The 19,296-nt window shown below is 54.4% G+C and carries 17 protein-coding genes; 8 read left to right on the plus strand and 9 right to left on the minus strand.

What is annotated here, in order from left to right; all coding sequences use genetic code 11:
- Positions 1-36: 36 nt before the first annotated feature.
- On the plus strand, positions 37-1,305 hold the full coding sequence (locus tag FHW16_RS13705; RefSeq protein WP_182549765.1) for a metallophosphoesterase family protein: 1,269 nt from the start codon (positions 37-39) through the stop codon (positions 1,303-1,305).
- Positions 1,305-4,793 carry an AAA family ATPase gene (locus tag FHW16_RS13710; RefSeq protein ID WP_182549766.1) on the plus strand — a complete coding sequence of 1,163 codons (3,489 nt, stop codon included), beginning with the start codon at positions 1,305-1,307 and terminating at the stop codon, positions 4,791-4,793. Before FHW16_RS13705 ends, FHW16_RS13710 begins: the two co-directional genes overlap by 1 nt.
- Positions 4,794-4,845: 52 nt before the next feature.
- Here FHW16_RS13710 and FHW16_RS13715 read toward each other — a convergent pair whose 3' ends face one another.
- Positions 4,846-5,811, minus strand: a complete 966-nt coding sequence (locus FHW16_RS13715; protein WP_182549767.1) for a quinone oxidoreductase family protein — start codon at positions 5,809-5,811, stop codon at positions 4,846-4,848.
- Between the two features lie 61 nt (positions 5,812-5,872).
- Here FHW16_RS13715 and FHW16_RS13720 point away from each other — a divergent pair, with 61 nt between their 5' ends.
- Entirely contained in the window at positions 5,873-6,367 is a 495-nt protein-coding gene (locus tag FHW16_RS13720; protein ID WP_182549768.1) for a MarR family winged helix-turn-helix transcriptional regulator, read from the plus strand.
- 223 nt (positions 6,368-6,590) lie between these two features.
- On the plus strand, positions 6,591-6,977 hold the full coding sequence (locus FHW16_RS13725; RefSeq protein ID WP_182549769.1) for an ester cyclase: 387 nt from the start codon (positions 6,591-6,593) through the stop codon (positions 6,975-6,977).
- Between the two features lie 222 nt (positions 6,978-7,199).
- On the opposite strand, the gene FHW16_RS13730 is transcribed toward FHW16_RS13725, so the two are convergent.
- Complete coding sequence (locus FHW16_RS13730) at positions 7,200-7,397, minus strand: DUF465 domain-containing protein (RefSeq protein ID WP_182549770.1); 198 nt, start codon at positions 7,395-7,397, stop codon at positions 7,200-7,202.
- 353 nt (positions 7,398-7,750) lie between these two features.
- On the minus strand, positions 7,751-8,944 hold the full coding sequence (locus FHW16_RS13735; protein WP_182549771.1) for an arabinose transporter: 1,194 nt from the start codon (positions 8,942-8,944) through the stop codon (positions 7,751-7,753).
- 607 nt (positions 8,945-9,551) lie between these two features.
- Here FHW16_RS13735 and FHW16_RS13740 point away from each other — a divergent pair.
- Complete coding sequence (locus FHW16_RS13740) at positions 9,552-10,778, plus strand: adenylate/guanylate cyclase domain-containing protein (RefSeq protein WP_182549772.1); 1,227 nt, start codon at positions 9,552-9,554, stop codon at positions 10,776-10,778.
- A gap of 139 nt (positions 10,779-10,917) precedes the next feature.
- Here FHW16_RS13740 and FHW16_RS13745 read toward each other — a convergent pair whose 3' ends face one another.
- Entirely contained in the window at positions 10,918-11,250 is a 333-nt protein-coding gene (locus FHW16_RS13745; RefSeq protein ID WP_432652028.1) for an Atu4866 domain-containing protein, read from the minus strand.
- Entirely contained in the window at positions 11,250-11,981 is a 732-nt protein-coding gene (locus FHW16_RS13750) for an SDR family oxidoreductase (protein WP_182549773.1), read from the minus strand. Before FHW16_RS13750 ends, FHW16_RS13745 begins: the two co-directional genes overlap by 1 nt.
- Positions 11,982-12,118: 137 nt before the next feature.
- On the opposite strand from FHW16_RS13750, the gene FHW16_RS13755 reads away from it, so the two are divergent.
- Entirely contained in the window at positions 12,119-13,024 is a 906-nt protein-coding gene (locus FHW16_RS13755; RefSeq protein WP_182549774.1) for a LysR family transcriptional regulator, read from the plus strand.
- 303 nt (positions 13,025-13,327) lie between these two features.
- Here the strand turns inward: FHW16_RS13755 and FHW16_RS13760 are convergent, their stop codons facing one another.
- From FHW16_RS13760 to FHW16_RS13770, 3 genes are all read right to left on the minus strand, one after another.
- Positions 13,328-13,474, minus strand: coding sequence for a DUF1127 domain-containing protein (locus FHW16_RS13760; protein ID WP_182549775.1), 147 nt, complete (start codon positions 13,472-13,474; stop codon positions 13,328-13,330).
- 342 nt (positions 13,475-13,816) lie between these two features.
- A complete protein-coding gene (locus tag FHW16_RS13765) occupies positions 13,817-14,137 on the minus strand; it encodes a DMT family transporter (RefSeq protein ID WP_182549776.1) in 321 nt (106 codons plus the stop codon).
- A gap of 105 nt (positions 14,138-14,242) precedes the next feature.
- On the minus strand, positions 14,243-14,992 hold the full coding sequence (locus FHW16_RS13770; protein WP_182549777.1) for a F0F1 ATP synthase subunit A: 750 nt from the start codon (positions 14,990-14,992) through the stop codon (positions 14,243-14,245).
- 331 nt (positions 14,993-15,323) lie between these two features.
- Here FHW16_RS13770 and FHW16_RS13775 point away from each other — a divergent pair, with 331 nt between their 5' ends.
- A complete protein-coding gene (locus tag FHW16_RS13775; RefSeq protein ID WP_182549778.1) occupies positions 15,324-17,177 on the plus strand; it encodes an ATP-binding cassette domain-containing protein in 1,854 nt (617 codons plus the stop codon).
- A 944-nt stretch (positions 17,178-18,121) separates the two neighbouring features.
- A complete protein-coding gene (locus FHW16_RS13780; protein WP_182549779.1) occupies positions 18,122-18,451 on the plus strand; it encodes a hypothetical protein in 330 nt (109 codons plus the stop codon).
- Positions 18,452-18,466: 15 nt separating this feature from the next.
- On the opposite strand, the gene FHW16_RS13785 is transcribed toward FHW16_RS13780, so the two are convergent.
- The gene (locus tag FHW16_RS13785) at positions 18,467-19,111 is read right to left on the minus strand and encodes a Fic family protein (protein ID WP_246711755.1); all 645 of its coding nucleotides are present in this window, start codon (positions 19,109-19,111) and stop codon (positions 18,467-18,469) included.
- Positions 19,112-19,296: the final 185 nt, after the last annotated feature.

Here is a 19,296-nt window from a genome sequence, read left to right on the forward strand (position 1 = left end):
TGCAACTTGCCACATTGCCGGATATCCAAAGGGTTCATGCCGTTCCGTTTCATCCACACCGCTGATATTCATCTGGATTCGCCACTGCGGTCGTTGTCACTGCGCGACCCTAATCTTGGCTCGTTGATCGGTGACGCCACGCGCCAGGCGCTAATTGCGATTATTGACCTTTGCCTCGAAGAACAGGTCAATGCACTGGTGATCGCTGGCGATCTCTATGACGGCGACCAGACCTCCATGAAAACCGCCCGGTTTCTGGCAACGCAAATGCAAAGGCTGCACGAGGCCGGCATCAGCATCTACACGATCCGTGGCAATCACGATGCGCTATCGAAGATCACCCAGGAACTGGTGCTGCCACCATCCGTCAAGATATTTGGCGCCAGGGCCGAAGCGATTGAGCTGCGACAAGATGGTCTCCACATTGCCATGCACGGTTTGAGCTTTAACAAACCATATGCACCGGAGAGTCTTCTGCCGAAATTCAAGCCACCTGTGACGGGTGCCGTGAACATAGGGATCATGCACACCAGTCTTGCCGGGTCTCCGGGGCACGACGCCTATGCGCCATGTAACGTGTCGGACCTCCATGCTTCCGGATTTGAATACTGGGCACTTGGCCATATCCATCTGCGCACGCACCATCTTGGCACAAAGACTGTAATCATGCCCGGCATGCCACAAGGCCGGGATATCAATGAAGCAGGCGAGAAATCGGTATCGCTCGTCACTGTTGGCGATGACCAATCGATCACAGTTGAAGAACGCCTGACGAGCATTGCCCAGTTCGAACGCGTGACCGTTGACGTGACCAACACACGGGAATGGCGGGATGCTGTCACTGCCATTGAAACGGCACTGGTTGAGCAGCGCGGCAAAACAAGGTCGGAACATCTGGTTGGCAGGTTGAAGATTATCGGCAATACACCACTTGCATGGCAGCTTCGCCGTGATGCCGACTTGTTACAGGCAGAAGCGGAACAACGGGCACAAGGCATTGGTCACACCTGGGTAGAGAAGATCGAACTGGGCGTGAGTTCAGCCGACGAGACGGCGAGTGCAGCAACCGCTGATCCCCTCGTTGAGCTTGGGCAACTGATGCATTCCGACGTCATGACCTCATATGGGTTTCGCGAGGATGTGCGCCAGATGATCAAGGACCTGCTTGACGACCTGCCACCCGAAAGCCGCAAGTTTGCCGGCAACTCCGAAGCTGAATTCGAGACCTTCGTCGATGAGCTGATGACACAGAGTGGCGAAGATATTATCGCACGGCTCAAATCCCCCGGCCGGGAGGCGCAATAATGCGGCTGCGCAAGCTTGATCTTACCCGTTATGGCAAGTTCACCGACTATACCATTGATTTTGGTGAGGCTGTCGCCGGGTTACCTGATCTGCACATTGTCTATGGTTTGAACGAGGCCGGGAAATCGACCGCCTTTGCGGCTTATCTGGACTTCCTCTTCGGTATTGAAGAACGCAGCCGTTTCAACTTCCTGCATCCTTACACGGTGATGCAGATCGGGGGCTCGCTTCAGTTTGATGGACAGACCCGTCAGTTGATCCGTACAAAAGTGCGAACAGGCTCCCTGCAGGATGAACGCGGTCAGCCGGTCAACGAGGCATTGCTTGGGACACCGCTTGCCGGCATCGGCCGCGAAGCTTACCGCACCATGTTCTCCCTCGACGAGCAATCACTGAAAGACGGCGGCAACGCCATCATTCAAAGCAAGGGTGATTTGGGAGAACTGTTGTTTTCTGCCAGTGCAGGACTTGCCGATCTGAGCCAGACATTGGCAGCAACAGCGGAGGAAGCCAACCTCATTCACAAGAAGCGAGGACGCAACACGCTTGTTGCTGAGCTTAAGCAAAGGCTGGCCGATCTTAAGGCACAGCGCGATGATATCGATACGTTTGCTTCAGCCTATGCAAATCTTGTGACCACCGGCAATCAAGCGCAATCGGCCTATGACGGGACGATGGCGGAGCTCGGTAAAACCCGGACGAGCCTTGGTGACGTATCGCGCATTATACGGGCTCTCCCCTTGGCCGGTGAGTATTCGCGCCTCACAACCCAACTTGCCGATTTTGCCGATCTGCCACGACCACCAGCTGAATGGACTATGGAACTTCCGCAGTTAACGAAGGATCAGACAAGGATACAAACGCAGATCGATGGAACAGGAAAGGAGCTCGCTCGCCTTCAATCCGAGATCGACGCAATCGAGATTGATGATCGGCTCCAGTCAGTCGCCGCGCGCATTCTCGCACTTGAGGACGGACGTGCGCGCTATCGCAGTGCTGAAGGAGACCTGCCAAAACGCCGGGCCTCTTTGAACGATCAAAACAGTGCCGTAACAAATCTCCTCAGTTCACTGGAGCAAGATGGCAACGAGATACCGGAGGCACTTGTCCTTCCTGCTGTCCTTATTGGAGAATTGCGCGGTCTTATTGAGACACGTTCCGGCATTGACGCAACGCTGCAGTCGGCATCGCGTGAACTCGCCAAAGCCACGCAATTGCTTGAACGGACAGTCGAAGAGAACGATGCTCTCGCATCACGTGGCACACTGATCGGTGAAAAGGATATTCGAGCCGTGGAGCTCGCACTTGGCACATTGCAGCGAAGTGATCATCAGGCACGCCTGCGCTTAGCCGAACGGGATCGAGGTCAGTTGTCCCGTAACTACGACAGCCTCTTGAACAGTCTGCCGCGATGGACAGGAGATGGAGCAGAACTGCTTGCCCTCGATCTGCCAGACCCTCGTCGGATCGAAGCCTGGCGCAGTGAAGCCCTGCTAATCGAAAAACGCATCCGGGAACACAAGGAGAGCATTCGCAAGCTTGTAACGGAAGAGCGGGAGGCTCGGGCGCGTATCGACGCAATCCAAACAGCAGCAGGCCATATTGATGATGTTGAAGCACATCGATCCCGTGAAGCTCGCGCGCGAGCCTGGGATCAACATCTCAAGCAGCTCGACAGGGCAACAGCCAAGGCGTTCGAAGAGAAAATGCGAACGCATGATGATCTGAGTGAGACCCGGCTGGCACGATCACGCGATTTGGCCGAATTGCGTCAGGCAACGCAGGCAGCATCAATCAGTGCCGCGTCCATTGAAAGCGAACAGGAATTGCTGGCTGAAGCGTCAGACGAGCTGTCGCAGCTTCAGGCCCGCATTCACGCCACTGCGCCCCATGCTATCGCATTGCCAGACAACGCAACGATCGAAGATTGGCTGTCATGTCTTGGGCAATGGAGTGCCAACCGCAAGGAAACACTGGCCGCATGGAATGCGCTGCAGCAGGTTGAAGAGGATATCCGTCAGGCAAAGTCTGAACTGGGCGATGACGTTTCGGCTCTGGTTCGTGCGATGTGCATCACTGCTATCGACGGTATCGAAACCATGTCTCCAGCCGCATTGATGCAAGCTGCGAGCGTATTTTTGTCGGAAGCCGTCAGTGCACGCACCGAGGCAGAAAACGTCGTTGCAAATCTGGCCAAACAGAAACGAGAGCTCGCTGAGCGCCAACAGGATTTCTCACGAGCCGATAACGCAGCAAAACAGTGGGACACTCATTGGAAAGCGGTGCTGGCAAAAACCTGGTTTGGTGCCAAGACGTCAGAAGTGCCGCCAGTACGTGAGATTCTCAACATGCTTGCTGATCTGCCTGCTCTCTTGCGCGAGCGGGATCAACTGGTGCAGCGCATCGTTACCATGGAAAATGACCAGACTATCTTCAGCCAAGAAGTGTCTGGCATCCTGGAAGTCCTCGGCGAGACCTTTGATCCCGCACAAGGTTTGCAGGGAGCGGAAACCCTTATAAGGCGATATCAGGACAGCCAGAGTGCTCGAAGTATCCATGCGATGAAACTGGAAGAGCGTGAGCGGCTTTCCGAAAACCACCGGAAGCTGGAACAGGAACTTGCCATCCATGAAGCACGCAAAAACGAACTGACCTCCTTCTTCGGTGTCGAGACGCTGACAGACGTTGGTGGCAAGCTCGAACAGACCGCTGATAAAGTTCGGCTTGAACGCCGTGTTGCGGAAATCGCCGATCAGGTCGCAGAAGAGTTGCGCGTTGCGACCTTTGACGAGGCAGAAGCAATGCTTGCTGAAGTCGATATCTCGGAGATTGAACGGCAAGCAGCAGAACTGACTGCCCGTTCCAATGATTTGGAAGAACAAACCCGTGTGCTCTTCGCCGACCTCACCTTGGCCAGAAAAAAAATCGAACGGGTTGGCGGAGACGATGCTGTCGCCAGGATCGAAGCGCAGCGGCGAACAATCTTCCTTGAAATCGAGGAACTGGCACAAAAGTATCTGCGACTGAAGACCGGCGCACTCGCTGCCGAAAATGCCTTGCATCTCTATCGCGACAAACATCGCTCCTCAATGATGAACAGAGCATCGGACGCGTTTCGTTTGATTACCCGCGGCGAATATTCAGGCCTTGCTGCCAAGCCGGAGAAAGACAAGGAAATCCTGATCGGTGTTTCCAAGAACGGCGCCTCGAAAATGTCAGACGCAATGTCAACGGGAACACAGTTCCAGCTTTACCTCGCACTGCGTCTTGCGGGCTATCAGGAGTTCGCACAAGTTCGCCCATCCGTACCCTTCATTGCCGATGATATCATGGAGACGTTTGACGAGCCGCGCTCTGAGGAGGTGTTTCGACTATTGGCAGAAATGGCTGATATCGGACAGGTCATTTATCTTACGCACCACAGACATCTTTGCGAGATCGCACAGAAGGTTCTGCCAAGTGTCCGAATTCACGAACTCAACACATGAGATTTTGAGATATAAAGCAATTCATCTAGCAGTGTAACGTCATTGGCCGCGGTTAAGCCCCGCCTTTGACCTTGAAGACCGTCCGCCGGTTGCTGTCATCAAGCGGCCAAGCGTTTTCGACCTCGGAGAGAGGGACGACCTTGTGGGCAATTTTGAAGTTTCCGGGAACAGTTGCGTGCAGCAGTTCCGCTGTTGCGTTAACGAGCCGGTCGAGAGCGATACTTCCGATGCCGCTACCCATAAGGGTGATAGCGGATGAACGTAACACAGCGCCTGGAAGGCTTATCTCGGGGCCGCTGATCGAGCCTATCTGGACATAACGTATCGGAACTGCGTCCTTGCCGGCCTTGGCGGCACAGATGAGAAGGCTTTCGGCACTGTCACCCCATAGATAGTCGATGACCACATCCACGCCCGAGGCGAACTGTTCCCTGAACGCGTCTTCAAGGGCCGATCTATCCCCGGTAAGCGGAATGATGACGTCCGCACCAAGTGCTTCAAGATCTTTGAGACTTTCGGTGTTCCGACCTGTAGCAATGACTTTGGCGGCGCCAAGATATTGAGCGATCTGGACAGCCAGGCGGCCCGCAGTCCCGGTCGCGCCATTGATCAAGACGGTCTCACCTGGTTTCAGCTGCGCGCGCTCGCTATAGGCGGCCCATGATGACATACCCGGATTGGCGATCGCAGCCGCTGTTATGTCATCCAGGGCATCCGGAAGCACAATGCATTGGTGAGATCGCACGACAGCCATTTCCGCCATGCTGCCATAGGGCGCCGTCGGCAAAATGAAATAGACGCGTCGACCATCATCCAGTCGACCCACGCCATCGATCCCAACCACGAACGGGAATTGACTGCCCGAACTGTAGTGCGCTCCAGAGGCCCGGCTCTTCACAACCTGACTGATTGCGGATGCAGTGACCACGATGAGATTTTCATCGGTAGAGGCGGCGGGCGTGTTGAACTCGGCAAAAACAGGCGTTTGCCCTGCGCTCTGTACGACTGCGGCTTTCATGCCCTATTTCCTTTTGAACAAGACAATTATATGTATAATGCACATATAATGGAGCCAGTCGATGACGTCAAGAAATAATGTGCAAAATACACATATAACACTGCAGTTCCGCAACCTGCATATGGCGGTGCTGGACATCGTCAGTGTCATAAACCGGCCCCAACGCGACGAGATGATGATTAAGGAGGCCGGGATTCCGCTCGACAGGGCGCTTTTTCCGCTGCTGGTGCTGATCGAACGTTTCGGCCCGATCGGCGTTGTCGATCTGGCGGATCGTGTCGGGCGTGACTATACGACCGTCAGTCGGCAGGTAGCGAAACTGGAAAGCCTCGATCTTGTCACCCGTCAGGCCGGTGCCACGGATCGGCGCGTACGTGAGGCGGTAATTGCGCCAAAGGGAAAGCTGATGACGGATGCGGTTGATAGCGCCCGCGACAGGATCGGTAAATCAATTCTCGAAGGCTGGGATACCGATGACATCGATGCGCTTGTCAGACTGATGCGAAAATTCGCTGACGCGTTGAATGGCTATGGTGTTGAGCATTCAGCACAATGAACTCTGATCGGGGCGTTCCTTCAACGAACATATTGTGTCCGCATCTGCGGCGGATATTATCGTCGTTGTGGTAAATCCCGCACTTTGAAAACAAACCGCAACTCGTGCATGGGTCTTTGGACTTAGCCCTGAACTCGCAGACCAGGTGCGCGAAATACTTTTGCAACGTTCACTGGACATCGCGAACGCAACACCGCCGCCATCATCTTGAAGGAGTAACTCAATGAATAAAAAGGAGCTCACGGGGACCTATCGAGGCTATATTGACTGCCTCAACCGTCAAGACTGGCAAAATCTTGGAAACTTCGTCGCAAATGACGCTACATACAATGGCAGGACAGTTGGCCTGGAAGGTTACCGCGCCATGCTGGAAAGGGATTTCCGGGAAATCCCCGATCTTGTATTCCACACCCAGCTTTTAACGTCTGATCCGCCTTATATTGCCAGCCGACTAAACTTCAACGTCACCCCGCGGGGCGAGTTCTTTGGGCTTGCCATAAACGGAAGGAGGGTCTCTTTTTCCGAAAATGTGTTCTATGAGTTTATTGACGGAAAAATTGCACACGTTTGGTCTGTTATAGATAAGGCAGCCGTCGAAGCGCAGTTGTAGACAAGCACTTATTGCCGGCCCAAGCCAGCGGTCTGCATCAGGTCTCGTTCAAACCGGAAAGAGTTGCCGCTTATAACAACCGGTTTCCTGTTACTCGGTGGAGCTATCCTAGCAATCGTCTGTATCTCCCGGATCGGCTCATACGGCGCCGAAATCCAGTCATCCTATCGGTGAGCCCGGGTTTCAACCCGGACATTTCCGATGCATTTATTATCTCAATGTCTAGCGAGACATAACCTCGTCTTGGTCGGCGACTTCCGCTTCGCAGGCCGTGATTTTCTCTTTCAGCTGTAGCTTCTCTTTTTTAAGCTGAGCAATGGGAAGGTTATCCGCCGCCGGAGCTGCCTCAAGCGCTTCCACTTCACGCTCAAGGTCTTCATGTTTGGTGCGAAGCGATGCAAGGTGGTTTTCGATAGTCATAGAGCATGTTCCTTCTACTCGTTGTTGGACGACCTAAACGGGGCCAAGGAAGGTACCAATAAACATGGTACTGCTGTTAACGTGGGGATGAACGAGGGCTGACGCAAGCAATCAACTTACGATGATCATGATCATGAGGAATCGCGATATTGAAAGGGTGATGGCAGACGCGTGAGAAACCAGTGCCCATGTCATCATTCAAGCCCCGAGTGTTCGCCGATGTAACCAGTACCGGCAAGGTCGGGCGGTATGGAAGAACGATTGCATCTGACCGCTATGGACGTGCATCCGTCCGCAAAATGCGACGTTCTGTCGGATGGTCCTCCGCCGAGTGGTGGAGAACCATATTTGCGCTACTGGAGTACGGCGAGGGTTGTCTGTGCGCGTCGAAGGAAGACCGCTATAAGAAACCCGGCTGCTGCTGCCGCACCACCGATCAGGAATACGCTGCCATATCCAGCCCTGTCAGCCAAAAGACCTGCCAAAGGACCAGTCAAGCCATAGGCAAGATCCTGAAACGCCGAGAACCCGCCCAAGGCTGTACCGCGCAGATGCGGATCCACAAGACGGACAACTTCCCTGCCCATCGCCGGAAAAATCAATGAGCAGCCGAGGCCCGTCAGAAACGCACCCAGAAGAGCGAGGATCGGATCGGTGGCACCCCAAATCAAGAACTGACCAACTGTTTCGACAGCCAGTGACCCGACCGCCACTGCCAGGCCACCCACGCGGTCCGGCAGATGACCGAACAGCACGCGAACCAGAACGAAACCGCCGCCGAAAGCCGTCAAACCCAGTGTTGAATAGCTCCAGCTTTGGTCACGAAAGTAGAGCGTGAAGAATGCCCCGATGGCTGCGAAGCCAATTCCCTGCAGGCAGATAATCGATCCATGTTGCCAAATCCTGCCAATCACGCTCCAGAAGGGCGGACGCTCGGCATCGGGATGCGGAGCAACAGCGGCAATGCGCCAAATTGCCAGTAACCCAAGGCACGGCAGCATCGCGCTGATTCCCATCACGACGGCAAAACCGAAACGGTCCAGCAGTACCAAACCGATGGGCCCGCCAATGGCGAGAGCACCATAAATGGCTGCACCGACCAAGGCCAGTACCCTGCCCGAACGGGCCGGACCGACCAGGCCTATACCCCAGCCGATCACCCCGACTGCGACCAGACTCTCGCCGAGCCCAAGAAGGAGCCGACCTGCAAGGAGGATCAGAAAAGCGTTTAATGGCATGTTTAACAGAAGGCCCGCCGTCAGTGTGGTGAGCGCCCCCGCCACATAAAATACAAGACCTCGCCCTACTGCGGCTTTGGGGCCACGCCGGTCAGAAAAGCTACCCGCATGTCCTCGAGTGACAATAGTGGCAAAAAACGCAATGCCGACGCCCAGGCCAGCCCAGACGTTACTGAGTCCAAGTTCCTTGGATACGTAGATCGGTACGATTGGAAGAGACATGCCGACGCAAAGATAAGAAATGAAAAGAACCGCAGTCAGCAATAATAAGCGGCCCTGCTGCGGATCGCGTGTCAATTGGAAAGCCATGATATTCTCCGGCACTTCCTCGATCGACAGAGCGCAACATAAACGCACTCCGATCGACGAGGATCGTTGAGTGCGTTGGTTAACGTTGAACGCTTACGGCCAATACAATTGGCGTCTGCCTTCATTAAGTAGACTCGGAGCGAGTGTCAACAGAGTGAGCGGCACAACCAGGGCTGCAATACACCTGCACTTTCACACTTCGAAATTTGCTGACTTTCTCTCATCGCGCCTTGGCACCAGCATCTTCGCCAAAACCCAAACGGCAGGCCTCCAATTTGCGGTCAACAGTTCCGCAGAGCGAGCCTGTTGCGACTGTTTTCTCAAGGAAATCCAAGATTTGGGCAATGGTTCATGGTAGTTCGAGAGGATGTGAGTATGAAATATGGCTATTCGGTTGTACTTTTAAACGGGCACGAACCAAAGCTCACCTCAGACCGTAAGCCACGATGAACACTCTAACTACCGTTCCGCCATGCAATGTCCGAAGAAGACGCAGTGAAGTTGGGAAGCAAACCGGGATTTTCCCAGCGATTGCATCGATTTTCAGCGACTCTGCTTCCCTATGCAAAATTGCGGACGTACACGCCGGAAAACAGGACCGAGGCAAATGACGACGAGAGAAACTGACGACAACCATGCCCGTTTCCCGCATGAACACCTTAAGTCCAGTTGCCTGGCGTCATATTTTCTGCAGATCAGCCAGAATCTCGTCAAGGCGTCGTTGGATGGGATGACTGATATCGAGATTACAGCGGTTCTGGGTACAAAACTGTTGGAGGCCGGTGTGAACATCTCAACTATTGAGATTGCCTGTGACGTCGTCGATCCTGAAGTGGAACTGCACCGGGTGCGATGGCATCAAAATACAGTCAATACGGGAAACACCAATCTTTCTGTCGATGTGTTCCCGCATATGCTGGAGGAGGATATAACGGTGCTCCGCCTCAATGCTGAAACCGGTCGATTTGCATCTGCCCTACAGGGAAGAGATACGGATGCAATTGCGTTCGCCAACCATCTTGAACCCGATGTCACGATCGGTTTTTTTGATGATGTGATGAGTTTATTCGCCACGGAACAGCCCGGTGGATTCAAACCCTCAGACATTGACTTGCTTCATCTCGTGACGCCCGTTTTCGCGCTGGCGCTGGGCGCACGGTTAAACGCCGCTGCTGCGCGCACCCTGCTCCAGACCTATCTTGGGAGCAATGCTGCAACAGCAATGCTTGACGGACGCGTGGGGCTTGGTGAAGTCGAGGAAATTCGCGCCATTGTGCTTTTTTGTGATTTGGTCGATTTTACCCATATGACAGAGATGCTTGATGCCCAATCGCTCATCAGCGATCTCAATCTTTTCTTCGAGACGGTCACGAGACCTCTATCGCGCGCTGGCGGGCAGGTGTCTGGATATGTTGGTGATGGCGTTGTCATGTTCTTCCCGATTCCCGATCCTGCCAACGAGAGGGCCTTGTGTGCCACGGCGGTAAATGCTGCCTTGGAAGGCCTAAAAGCATTGGACGTGTTGAACGCCAGCTCGTCACGAGATAAGAATCCGCAATTGCGTGCCCGAGTTGGAATCGACATAGGGGAAGTCGTGCACGGCAACATCGGTTCAGCTGGCAGATTCTCGTTTACGATCATCGGCTCACCGGTCAACCGGGCCGCCCGTCTGCAAGTCCTCGCCAAGGATCTCGGTGCAGAGCTGCTCATGACTTCTGACCTTGCCGGTAAGGCCGGCGTACGATGCAACACATTCGGCAATCATGCATTGAGAGGGTTTGACAACCCTGTAGATGTTGTCGGGTTTGGCAACTCTACCGGTTTCAGCAAATGATGTTGAAACAGGGTCATTCTACATTCGGCCTATTCGGCAACAAATTGTGGCTGACACGGGCATCGGAAGTGAACCACATACCCGTGTAAGAATGTCTCTGGTCAGTTCCGGGGGCCTTGATGAAATGTTCATTGCGCGGTCAACGCCTGTCACGAACGCGTCGTAGCACCATACCGCCATGATGCAAGGTGTCTTCGTCAACGAAGTCGCCATCTGCAGTGAATCCTGTATCGTCCCAATATTCAATATGATTACCCTTTATTTCGTAACGCCCCTGATAGGCGCTTTCTCGAAGGCCGCGCGCTTCGTCGTAGCGGCCATTGGGCAGCAACTCGTGCCGCACATGATTGTCGTCGGTCACCCACATGCCAACATAAGGATGCGTCTTCTCTGTCATCGTCGTCTCCGCATGCAAAGAGGAAGAAGTGGCGGCCGCGAGGACCACCGCCATTGGCTTCAGGAGCGCGCGCATCAATAAAGTGTCACGCTCGTGGGTCGCACCACCAGCTCGTTGACGTCGACGTCATCAGGCTGCTCGATTGCATAACGCACTGCCCGGCCGATGGCGTCGGGCTGAAGCCCAACCGCGCGCCAGATCTTCATTGCGGCGGCCGCATCCGGATCGGTGATGGTATTGGCCAATTCACTTTCAACCACCCCGGGATGAATGCAGGTGACACGGATATTGGTATGTTCCTGACGCAAGCCGTCTGAAATCGCCCGCACTGCAAACTTCGTTCCACAATAGACAGCAGCGTTTGGCGATGCAGCCAGCGCACCGATCGAAGCGATATTGATGATATGACCGGAGCCGCGTGCAACCATTTCAGGCAGTACGGCCGCGATGCCATAGAGCACACCCTTGATGTTAACATCGATCATCCGGTCCCACTCGTCGACCTTCAGTGCGGCCAGAGGCGACAGCGGCATGATACCGGCATTGTTGACGATAACGTCGACCTGACCGAAGAGTTCGCGGCCCGCCTCGGCAAAAGCTGCAACATCGGCGCGATCCGTCACATCCAGTCGACGCGTTTCGACGCGGGCGCCGCTGCTGCGCAGTTCCCCTGCCAGAGCTTCCAGCCGGTCAGTACGGCGGGCGCCGAGCATGAGTGTGGCACCAGCCGCAGCGAGTTCGCGCGCAATTCCGGCACCGATGCCGCTGGATGCGCCAGTAATAAGAATAGTCTTCTCAAGGGCCATGATTGTTATCTCCATTTGCTTTTCCCGGCCAGCAACCCTTTTGGGAAGACTGGTTGGGCTGGACCTGGAAACTAATCCCGTTCTATTGTATCGAGAATACTGTCATTACTCGACGCAGTGGTTAGAGGGGATAAACAATGAAGCCGGATCTTAATGAGTTGACGGTATTCGCGGTGGTCGCCGAGCAGCGGAACTTCCGTGCCGCAGCAGACCATCTGGGGGTGACGCGCTCTGCGGTCAGTCAGTTGATCCGGCGGCTTGAAGACAGGATAGGCATCGGGCTTGTGCACCGCACGACACGCAGCGTCAGTCTGACAGAGGCGGGGGAACAGCTTCTTGCCGAAATTGCCCCGGCTATCGCCACGATTCAGGCTGCCGTGGGCGCGGCGCGCGATCTGGGACGCCAGCCACGCGGGCAATTGCGGCTGACGGTATCATCCATTGCCGAAAGTTTTCTCTCAGGCCCGCTTCTGGCGGGGTTTGCGGAGGCTTTTCCAGACGTGGAACTCGATGTGCTCGTCACTGACGATGAGATTGATATCATCAAAGAGGGCTACGACGCGGCTGTACGACTTGAGGAGGTCATTGAACAAAACATGATCGCCCTTCCCGTCTCCGGCGACCAACGTCAGCTTGCGGTTTGTGCGCCAAGCTATCTGAAGCGCCGGCAAACCCCAAATCATCCGCGCGATCTGGCGGCCCATCGTTGCATCAACTGGCGGCCGAGCCCTCGCGTCGCCCCTTTTCGTTGGGAGTTTACCGAAGCGGGACGAGAGTTCACCGTCGATGTTCGGGCTGAAATCACAACCAATGACATGGGACTTATGGTCCGCCTCGCCGTGGCCGGTGGGGGGATCACCTTCGGCATGGAGGAAACATTTCGCCAGCATATCGAGCGTGGTGAGCTTGTTCCGTTGTTAGAGGACTTCTGCACCAAATTTCCAGGATTTTACATTTGCTATCCGAGCCGAAGGAATCTTGCGCCAAAGCTGCGGGCGCTGCTGGACTATATCCAGAACCGTCGCCGTCAGTTTGCACTTTGATATGGCGAGCGAGCTCCGTTGAGCCCGGGGTTCCTTCATGGGTCTCTTCTTGAAAATGCCACATCTCAAGCCCACGTTTTGGTCGTTGTCGCTCTCCAGTGTCAACGCGAGGCTCGGCAATCCCATCCCCGTTATTGTCGGGCCTCTTCTATGACACGGTCTCGCCAGTCATTGGGGCCTTCTCCGTTTGTTGAAAGCTAAGGGGAAATCGTGGTTCAGTCTTAGAGGCACGCTGTCGCCATACAAAAACGCCCGCATTGAAAGCGGGCGTCGAACAGTTGCTGGTCAGTTGGTCCAGTGTGATTAGCGGGTAACCGATGCGCGGGCAACACTACGGATGTCGGCGCGGTCAATACCCAGATCCTGCAGTTCACGGCTGGACATGCGGCCAAGTTCGGTAACGGTCTGACGGAACTTGAGCCAGTTGTTGAAGGAGCGTGCTACGTTCATGATAATCCCCTTTCTGAGGGCTGTCTGACGTCAGCAGCCTTGCTTGGCCCCGGCGTCGTTTCGATGAGTGGGATATAAGCCTTTCAATCGGTTTAAAACAGGCACAATCCCTCATTCCACCTATGCATCCGGCGCAATGGTCGTCAAAGTCATGATCGCATCAGACTGCACCAATTCAATTTTTGAACTGGCTTGATAGTTGCCTCGGGCCGAATACGTGACCATGGCGGGCGAACCATTTTATCCCTGCGAACAAAAGCTATGGATAAACTCCATAGCGTAATATGACCGAGGCAAACGTCTTTATTGACGAGCGCGAGCAAGGCTCCGGCCAGCTCATTTTCAGGCGCTCGATGACAGTTTCATCATCACAAGTCCTGCAATGATCCGGCTTGCCGCGGCAATCCGCATGGGGCTGGCCAGCTCACCAAGTATCAGGATACCCACAAGGAAAGCCCCAACTGCACCTATTCCAGTCCAGATTGTATAGGCTGTGCCCAAAGGTAGCGTACGCATGGCCAAAGAGAGCAAAGCAAAGCTGCCAAACATGAATATGATCGTCACAATCGTTGGGATTAAGACCGTAAAACCATCCGATTTTTTCATCGAATAGGCCCAAATGATTTCCAGTATTCCAGCCGTAACGAGATAGACCCAAGCCATAGTGTAAACCTTTCAAAACTCGGGCCGTCCCGAACATTCAACCCGGTTGGGGAGGTCGTCCTCTGATCGAAAGCGTAGATCCATGGATCTCCGCTTACACCCGGTTCAATGTCCCGGATGAAGCGCGTCATTTAGATACATGCAGGTAAGCATCGTAAAGACATAAGCCTGAATGACAGACATCATCATTTCGAGTGCAGTGAGCGCGACGGTCATGGCCAGGGGCAAGAGCGCACCAAGGATACCGATCGCACCAAATCCGCCAAGGGAGACGACAAATCCCGCGAACACTTTCAAAGTGATATGTCCTGCCAGCATCACCGAAAACAGACGCACGGAGTGGCTGATCGGCCGCGATATATAAGAGACCATCTCAATCGGAACGATAATGGGGGCAAGCACAAGCGGCACGCCGCCGGGCATAAAAAGCCTGAAGAAACCAAAGCCGTTCCGGACAATGCCGTAGAGCGTGACCGTGCAGAAAACGATCATCGCAAGTGCAAACGTTACGATGAGATGACTGGTAACGGTGAATGCATAAGGGAAAATACCGATGAGGTTGGCCACCAGTACGAACATGAACAGGGAAAAGACAAGAGGGAAAAAACGCATTCCCTGTTCCCCTGCATTATCGCGCAAGGTTTTTGCAACAAACTCATAGAGCATTTCAGAAGACGATTGCCATCTGTTTGGAACAAGCTTCCTGCCATTCGTAGAAAGGAAGAGAAATACGCTTGCGACTACGACCGTTACAACCATATAGGCTGACGAATTCGTAAAGGCGATTTCCCAACCGCCGATTTCGCCAAAACTGACAAGTGATTTGATTTCGAACTGCTCGATCGGACCTGCCATAGGAACCCCCTTTTATGGAGGGGCCGTCCCCGATGGTGCGCATCGACACAGGTCGTCCTGTGCCCGGTTCTAATAGAATCGAATCTGACGGCTGACAAGGCCATCGAAAACAATTGCCCAGAGAAAATGCCACCGAGGACGCAGCCCTCCTGGTCAATGGCTCGACTATCGTGATCAATAATTCCACACCACCCGATTGTTTGCTTGAACTTGCAATGAGAGTTGCTGTGGCGAAATTCCTGACATTTGCTAAGATGCCCAGCCGAGATGCCATTCCCGCCAGCGTAGCTGAGTCCCTCGCCCTCCTTCCCGTTGTTACCCCGAGTGAGCCGTGTCGATTTCAGATGTAATCTACCGTCCGTTCGAAAGGCTGATCCGGCCGCTCGACATTCCTTACCAGCCGCTGCCTACCAAGGGACCGGTGGCGGTTCTCATTCACTTCATCTCGATGTTCCGCGGTGTTTTGATCGCCTTGGCGCTTTGCTCCATGGCGGTCGAGGCTATTAATCTGGCGATTGTCTGGGGGCTTTCGATCATCGTCGATGGTGTGACAGAAATGGGCGCCCCCGCGTTCCTGCATAGCGAATGGCCACTGCTTGCTTTCCTCGGCCTCCTGATCTTTCCGGCGATGCCGGTTGCCTCGTTCCTTACGAACACTCTCACCTCGCATACGCTCGGCGTCGGCATGCCCGCCGCCATCCAGTGGCAGGGGCACAAGGCGGTGGAGCGGCAGGATCTCGCTTTTTTTCATGATCTTTTCGCCGGACAGGTAACCTCGCGGCTATCGCAGGTGGCGTCTGCCGTCCAACAGCAGATCATTGCCGCGTTTCAGTCCATCCCGCGCTTCCTGCTGCAGATGGCCGGCTCACTGGCACTGCTCAGCGCGTTGTCCTGGCAGCTTGCTTTACCGGTCCTCGTCTGGATCGCGCTCAACATTGCGCTCGCCGTCAGGCTGGCGCCGACCTTTGCCGAACGGTCACGTCGCACCGCCAAGCAGCGCAGTCTCGTCGCCGGTACCATCACTGATCTTTACAGCAATATCCAGACGATCAAACAGTTTGCGGCCGAGGATAGCGAGGCGGGCGCAATCCGCCGCATTCTTCAGAAGGCTGTTCGGACACAGCACGAGGAACAACGCATCTACCGGACATCCGAACTGATCGTTGTGGCGCTCAACATGGCGCTCTGGCTGGCGATGATTTCGATCGGTTTCTCGGGGCTCGTCAACGGCTTTCTCACGGTCGGAGAGTTCGTGGCAGCGGTCTACATTCTCCACCGGCTGTCAGGGCACACGTTCACCTTCCTGCAGATGGGCCAGCAGATCTTCCAGGCAATAGGCACCATCAAGGATGCTATGCCGGTGATGACGACGCCGCCTACCATCACCGACATACCGGACGCAGCTGAACTGACGGTTAATGATGGGGAGATCCGTTTCGAAAACGTCCGCTTCGCTTACAAGTTCGGCAAGTCTGTTATCAATGATCTGTCCCTGACAGTCCGGCCCGGCGAAAAGGTAGGTTTGGTTGGCCTCTCCGGCGCCGGCAAGACCACCTTGGTCAACCTGCTGCTGCGCTTCTACGACATACGAGACGGCACGGTCTTGATCGACGGGCAAGACATCCGCACGGTCACGCAGGCAAGCCTTCGCCGAAACATCGGCGTCATCGCGCAGGACGTCGCGCTGCTGCATCGATCGGTCGGCGACAATATCCGTTACGGCCGGCCTGGGTCGACGCAGGATGAGATCGAACAGGCGGCAAAGACGGCAAGGGCCGACGTGTTCATTGCCGATCTCGCGGACGTCGAAGGCCGCAAAGGCTATGAGGCTTTCGTCGGGGATCGCGGCATCAAGCTCTCCGGCGGTCAGCGCCAGCGTATCGCCATCGCGCGCGTGCTGCTGAAGGACGCGCCAATCCTGGTTCTGGACGAGGCAACCTCCGCCCTGGACAGTGAATCCGAGGCGGCCATTCAAGAAAAGCTCAATCTGGTGATGGACGGGAAGACGGTGATCGCCATCGCACATCGCCTTTCAACCATTGCCAGGATGGACCGGATCGTCGTGCTCGATCAGGGGCGCATCGTGGAAGAAGGCAGGCCTGACGAACTGGTCGAACAGGATGGCCTGTTTGCCCGTTTGTGGAAACACCAGACCGGCGGCTTTATTCCGGAGGAAATCAGTTAACCTGAATCTCCGCATGGACGCCTCATCTGCAAAAGGAAGAAAGATACTTCGTGACAATTCGTTCTGGGAATTGCCATTGTCACGAGTGTCGATTTATAGTTCAAACTAAGACTCACGCATTAAATGTTTTCAATAACTTACGTGAGACCGAAGTGCGCATCGTGTCACTTCATGTGAGACTGCAGAGGATATTTGTTACACTCAAAGTGGGATGGATGGTCCGGTCGATCGTCCTTCCAGCGATGGTACACGAGCATGATAAACAACAATCAAAAATACGAAGAAGCAGCACTTGCCGCCTGACCGCCCCACAAATGCTTATGCTTGTCTTATGATTTCCCTGTCTCATTTGGTAAGGTGAGACCGCGGCCGCGGTGCTTACGACACAAGCGGCGGCGGGCGGAGCCGGATCGTCCTTATGGTGGCCTTAAGGGCCGTTGCGATGTGGTATTTCATGGAGATCCCCAATTATGATGGTCGGTCTGGATGCGTGTGTTCAATCATTGACCGTGCCAGACTTGCATGGCTCCAGCAAGCGATGCATCCCCTGTCAATCGGGTTTGTCTGTTAAGACGATTCTGCAGAGATGAATGACATTACCGCTAGACATGAAGCCTCGGGTGTCGGTTGATATACCGTGAACCTGAGAAACAGATTTGGCATTCTCAACTGGATTTGCCTCGTCGCTTACTTGGCTATGCCGGGGCTTCTTCACTACCTGCGGCTTTTGCAGGTCAGAAGAAAGCCACCAGTAAAAACCCGTAAGTCGTGATAAAGTGATGGATTAAGCCATGAGGCTCGCAGTTTGCCGGCGTGAGAGATCGAGCAAGAGAAGATAATGATCATTAGATCAGAAGTAGAAGGGATAACCCTCACCACAAGAATATTGACTCGCTCTGGCGCTGGGCTACAAAATCATTCAGGTTAAAGTGGGAGAATGACTGATGGCTGACGAAAATGTACCAACGGCAAACGTAACGGCATCTACAGACCGTGGCGTTGCGGCGTCCAAGAAACAACGTGCACCAAGGCGTACAAAAGCTGCCATCGCAGCAGCCGCAGAAGCAGCATCTCCTGTAGTTAAGCGACGCAAGCCGCGAAGCAAGAATGTGGGGCAAACGGCAAGGAGGATCACAGCTAAGCCTGTTTCGGCGACAGATGAGTTGGCTGAGCTTCTTCAGCTGGAGGAAGACAACAAACGCCTTCGTAAGGAATTGGCTGCCAAACTCCGTGCAGAAAACGCTGACCTTCGTAAACGGCTCGGTATCACCTAAGCGAAGCTGGCATACCTAGTAACTGAACCCGCCATGCACAGCGATGCGACTATCTTGTCCGTCGTTGTCATCGCAATCTGAGTTGCCTCTAGCAACTTGTTCCGTAGCAATCTCGTCACCGCCCCTATTTAGAGCTGCGTTTGCTTCGTTCAGACAGAAGGTCCAACAGGGCTGGATTGATGTACAGGTTTTCGCGCCCGGAGCGGACTTCCTGGAGCAAACCAACACCAACCAGCATTTTAGGTAGGTGGAAGCAGCTTGTCTTTTTGCAATACCCGCAGCGACAAGATCGCCAATACGACAATAGGGGTTGACGAATATGACTTCAGCAAGTTCGCGGGAATAGATCTTTGGCAGTTCCTCGCGCAACTGGGTGGCAGTCGCGTCAAGAAGATCGCGAATGGTTCGTATCTTTGCTGTGGACCAAAATGCTGTTTCCTTTATCGCGTCGAGGATAAAGAGGATCCACTGTTCCCAGTCGCCATCGGTCGTTACCGACATAAGGCGCTGACAGTAGATTGCTTTATGCTGTATGATGTAACGGCTGAGATAGAGGATGGGAATCTCGAGCAGCCCCTTGTCAACGAGGTAGAGCAGATTCAGAACGCGGCCCGTTCTGCCATTGCCATCGACACGTTTGGTGGATGGCAAATCACGCAACGGGATTTATGGAACTGGCTCGCCCTTGCCAACAAGAAATCCAACTGTTCGGCGCACTCGAACACACTAGTCAAAAGTGTAGCACTGCTCTCAAAGTCATCCGCAGCGAAGCGGTTGTCAGTATCAATAATGGCGTTGATACACTGCTCGGGAATTACCCTATTGAACGATGCGCCATAAAGCTC

Origin of the sequence: Phyllobacterium myrsinacearum (genome assembly GCF_014138285.1) — a bacterium.
In the GTDB taxonomy this organism is placed as follows: Bacteria; Pseudomonadota; Alphaproteobacteria; order Rhizobiales; family Rhizobiaceae; genus Phyllobacterium; species Phyllobacterium myrsinacearum_A.

What these genes read in the sequence shown, in the direction of transcription:
- FHW16_RS13705 (WP_182549765.1), top strand. Translation starts at nt 37, where the DNA reads ATGCCGTTCCGTTTCATCCACACCGCTGATATTCATCTGGATTCGCCA.
- FHW16_RS13710 (WP_182549766.1), top strand. Translation starts at nt 1,305, where the DNA reads ATGCGGCTGCGCAAGCTTGATCTTACCCGTTATGGCAAGTTCACCGAC.
- FHW16_RS13715 (WP_182549767.1), bottom strand. Translation starts at nt 5,811, where the DNA reads ATGAAAGCCGCAGTCGTACAGAGCGCAGGGCAAACGCCTGTTTTTGCC.
- FHW16_RS13720 (WP_182549768.1), top strand. Translation starts at nt 5,873, where the DNA reads ATGACGTCAAGAAATAATGTGCAAAATACACATATAACACTGCAGTTC.
- FHW16_RS13725 (WP_182549769.1), top strand. Translation starts at nt 6,591, where the DNA reads ATGAATAAAAAGGAGCTCACGGGGACCTATCGAGGCTATATTGACTGC.
- FHW16_RS13730 (WP_182549770.1), bottom strand. Translation starts at nt 7,397, where the DNA reads ATGACTATCGAAAACCACCTTGCATCGCTTCGCACCAAACATGAAGAC.
- FHW16_RS13735 (WP_182549771.1), bottom strand. Translation starts at nt 8,944, where the DNA reads ATGGCTTTCCAATTGACACGCGATCCGCAGCAGGGCCGCTTATTATTG.
- FHW16_RS13740 (WP_182549772.1), top strand. Translation starts at nt 9,552, where the DNA reads ATGACGACGAGAGAAACTGACGACAACCATGCCCGTTTCCCGCATGAA.
- FHW16_RS13745 (WP_432652028.1), bottom strand. Translation starts at nt 11,250, where the DNA reads ATGCGCGCGCTCCTGAAGCCAATGGCGGTGGTCCTCGCGGCCGCCACT.
- FHW16_RS13750 (WP_182549773.1), bottom strand. Translation starts at nt 11,981, where the DNA reads ATGGCCCTTGAGAAGACTATTCTTATTACTGGCGCATCCAGCGGCATC.
- FHW16_RS13755 (WP_182549774.1), top strand. Translation starts at nt 12,119, where the DNA reads ATGAAGCCGGATCTTAATGAGTTGACGGTATTCGCGGTGGTCGCCGAG.
- FHW16_RS13760 (WP_182549775.1), bottom strand. Translation starts at nt 13,474, where the DNA reads ATGAACGTAGCACGCTCCTTCAACAACTGGCTCAAGTTCCGTCAGACC.
- FHW16_RS13765 (WP_182549776.1), bottom strand. Translation starts at nt 14,137, where the DNA reads ATGGCTTGGGTCTATCTCGTTACGGCTGGAATACTGGAAATCATTTGG.
- FHW16_RS13770 (WP_182549777.1), bottom strand. Translation starts at nt 14,992, where the DNA reads ATGGCAGGTCCGATCGAGCAGTTCGAAATCAAATCACTTGTCAGTTTT.
- FHW16_RS13780 (WP_182549779.1), top strand. Translation starts at nt 18,122, where the DNA reads ATGGCTGACGAAAATGTACCAACGGCAAACGTAACGGCATCTACAGAC.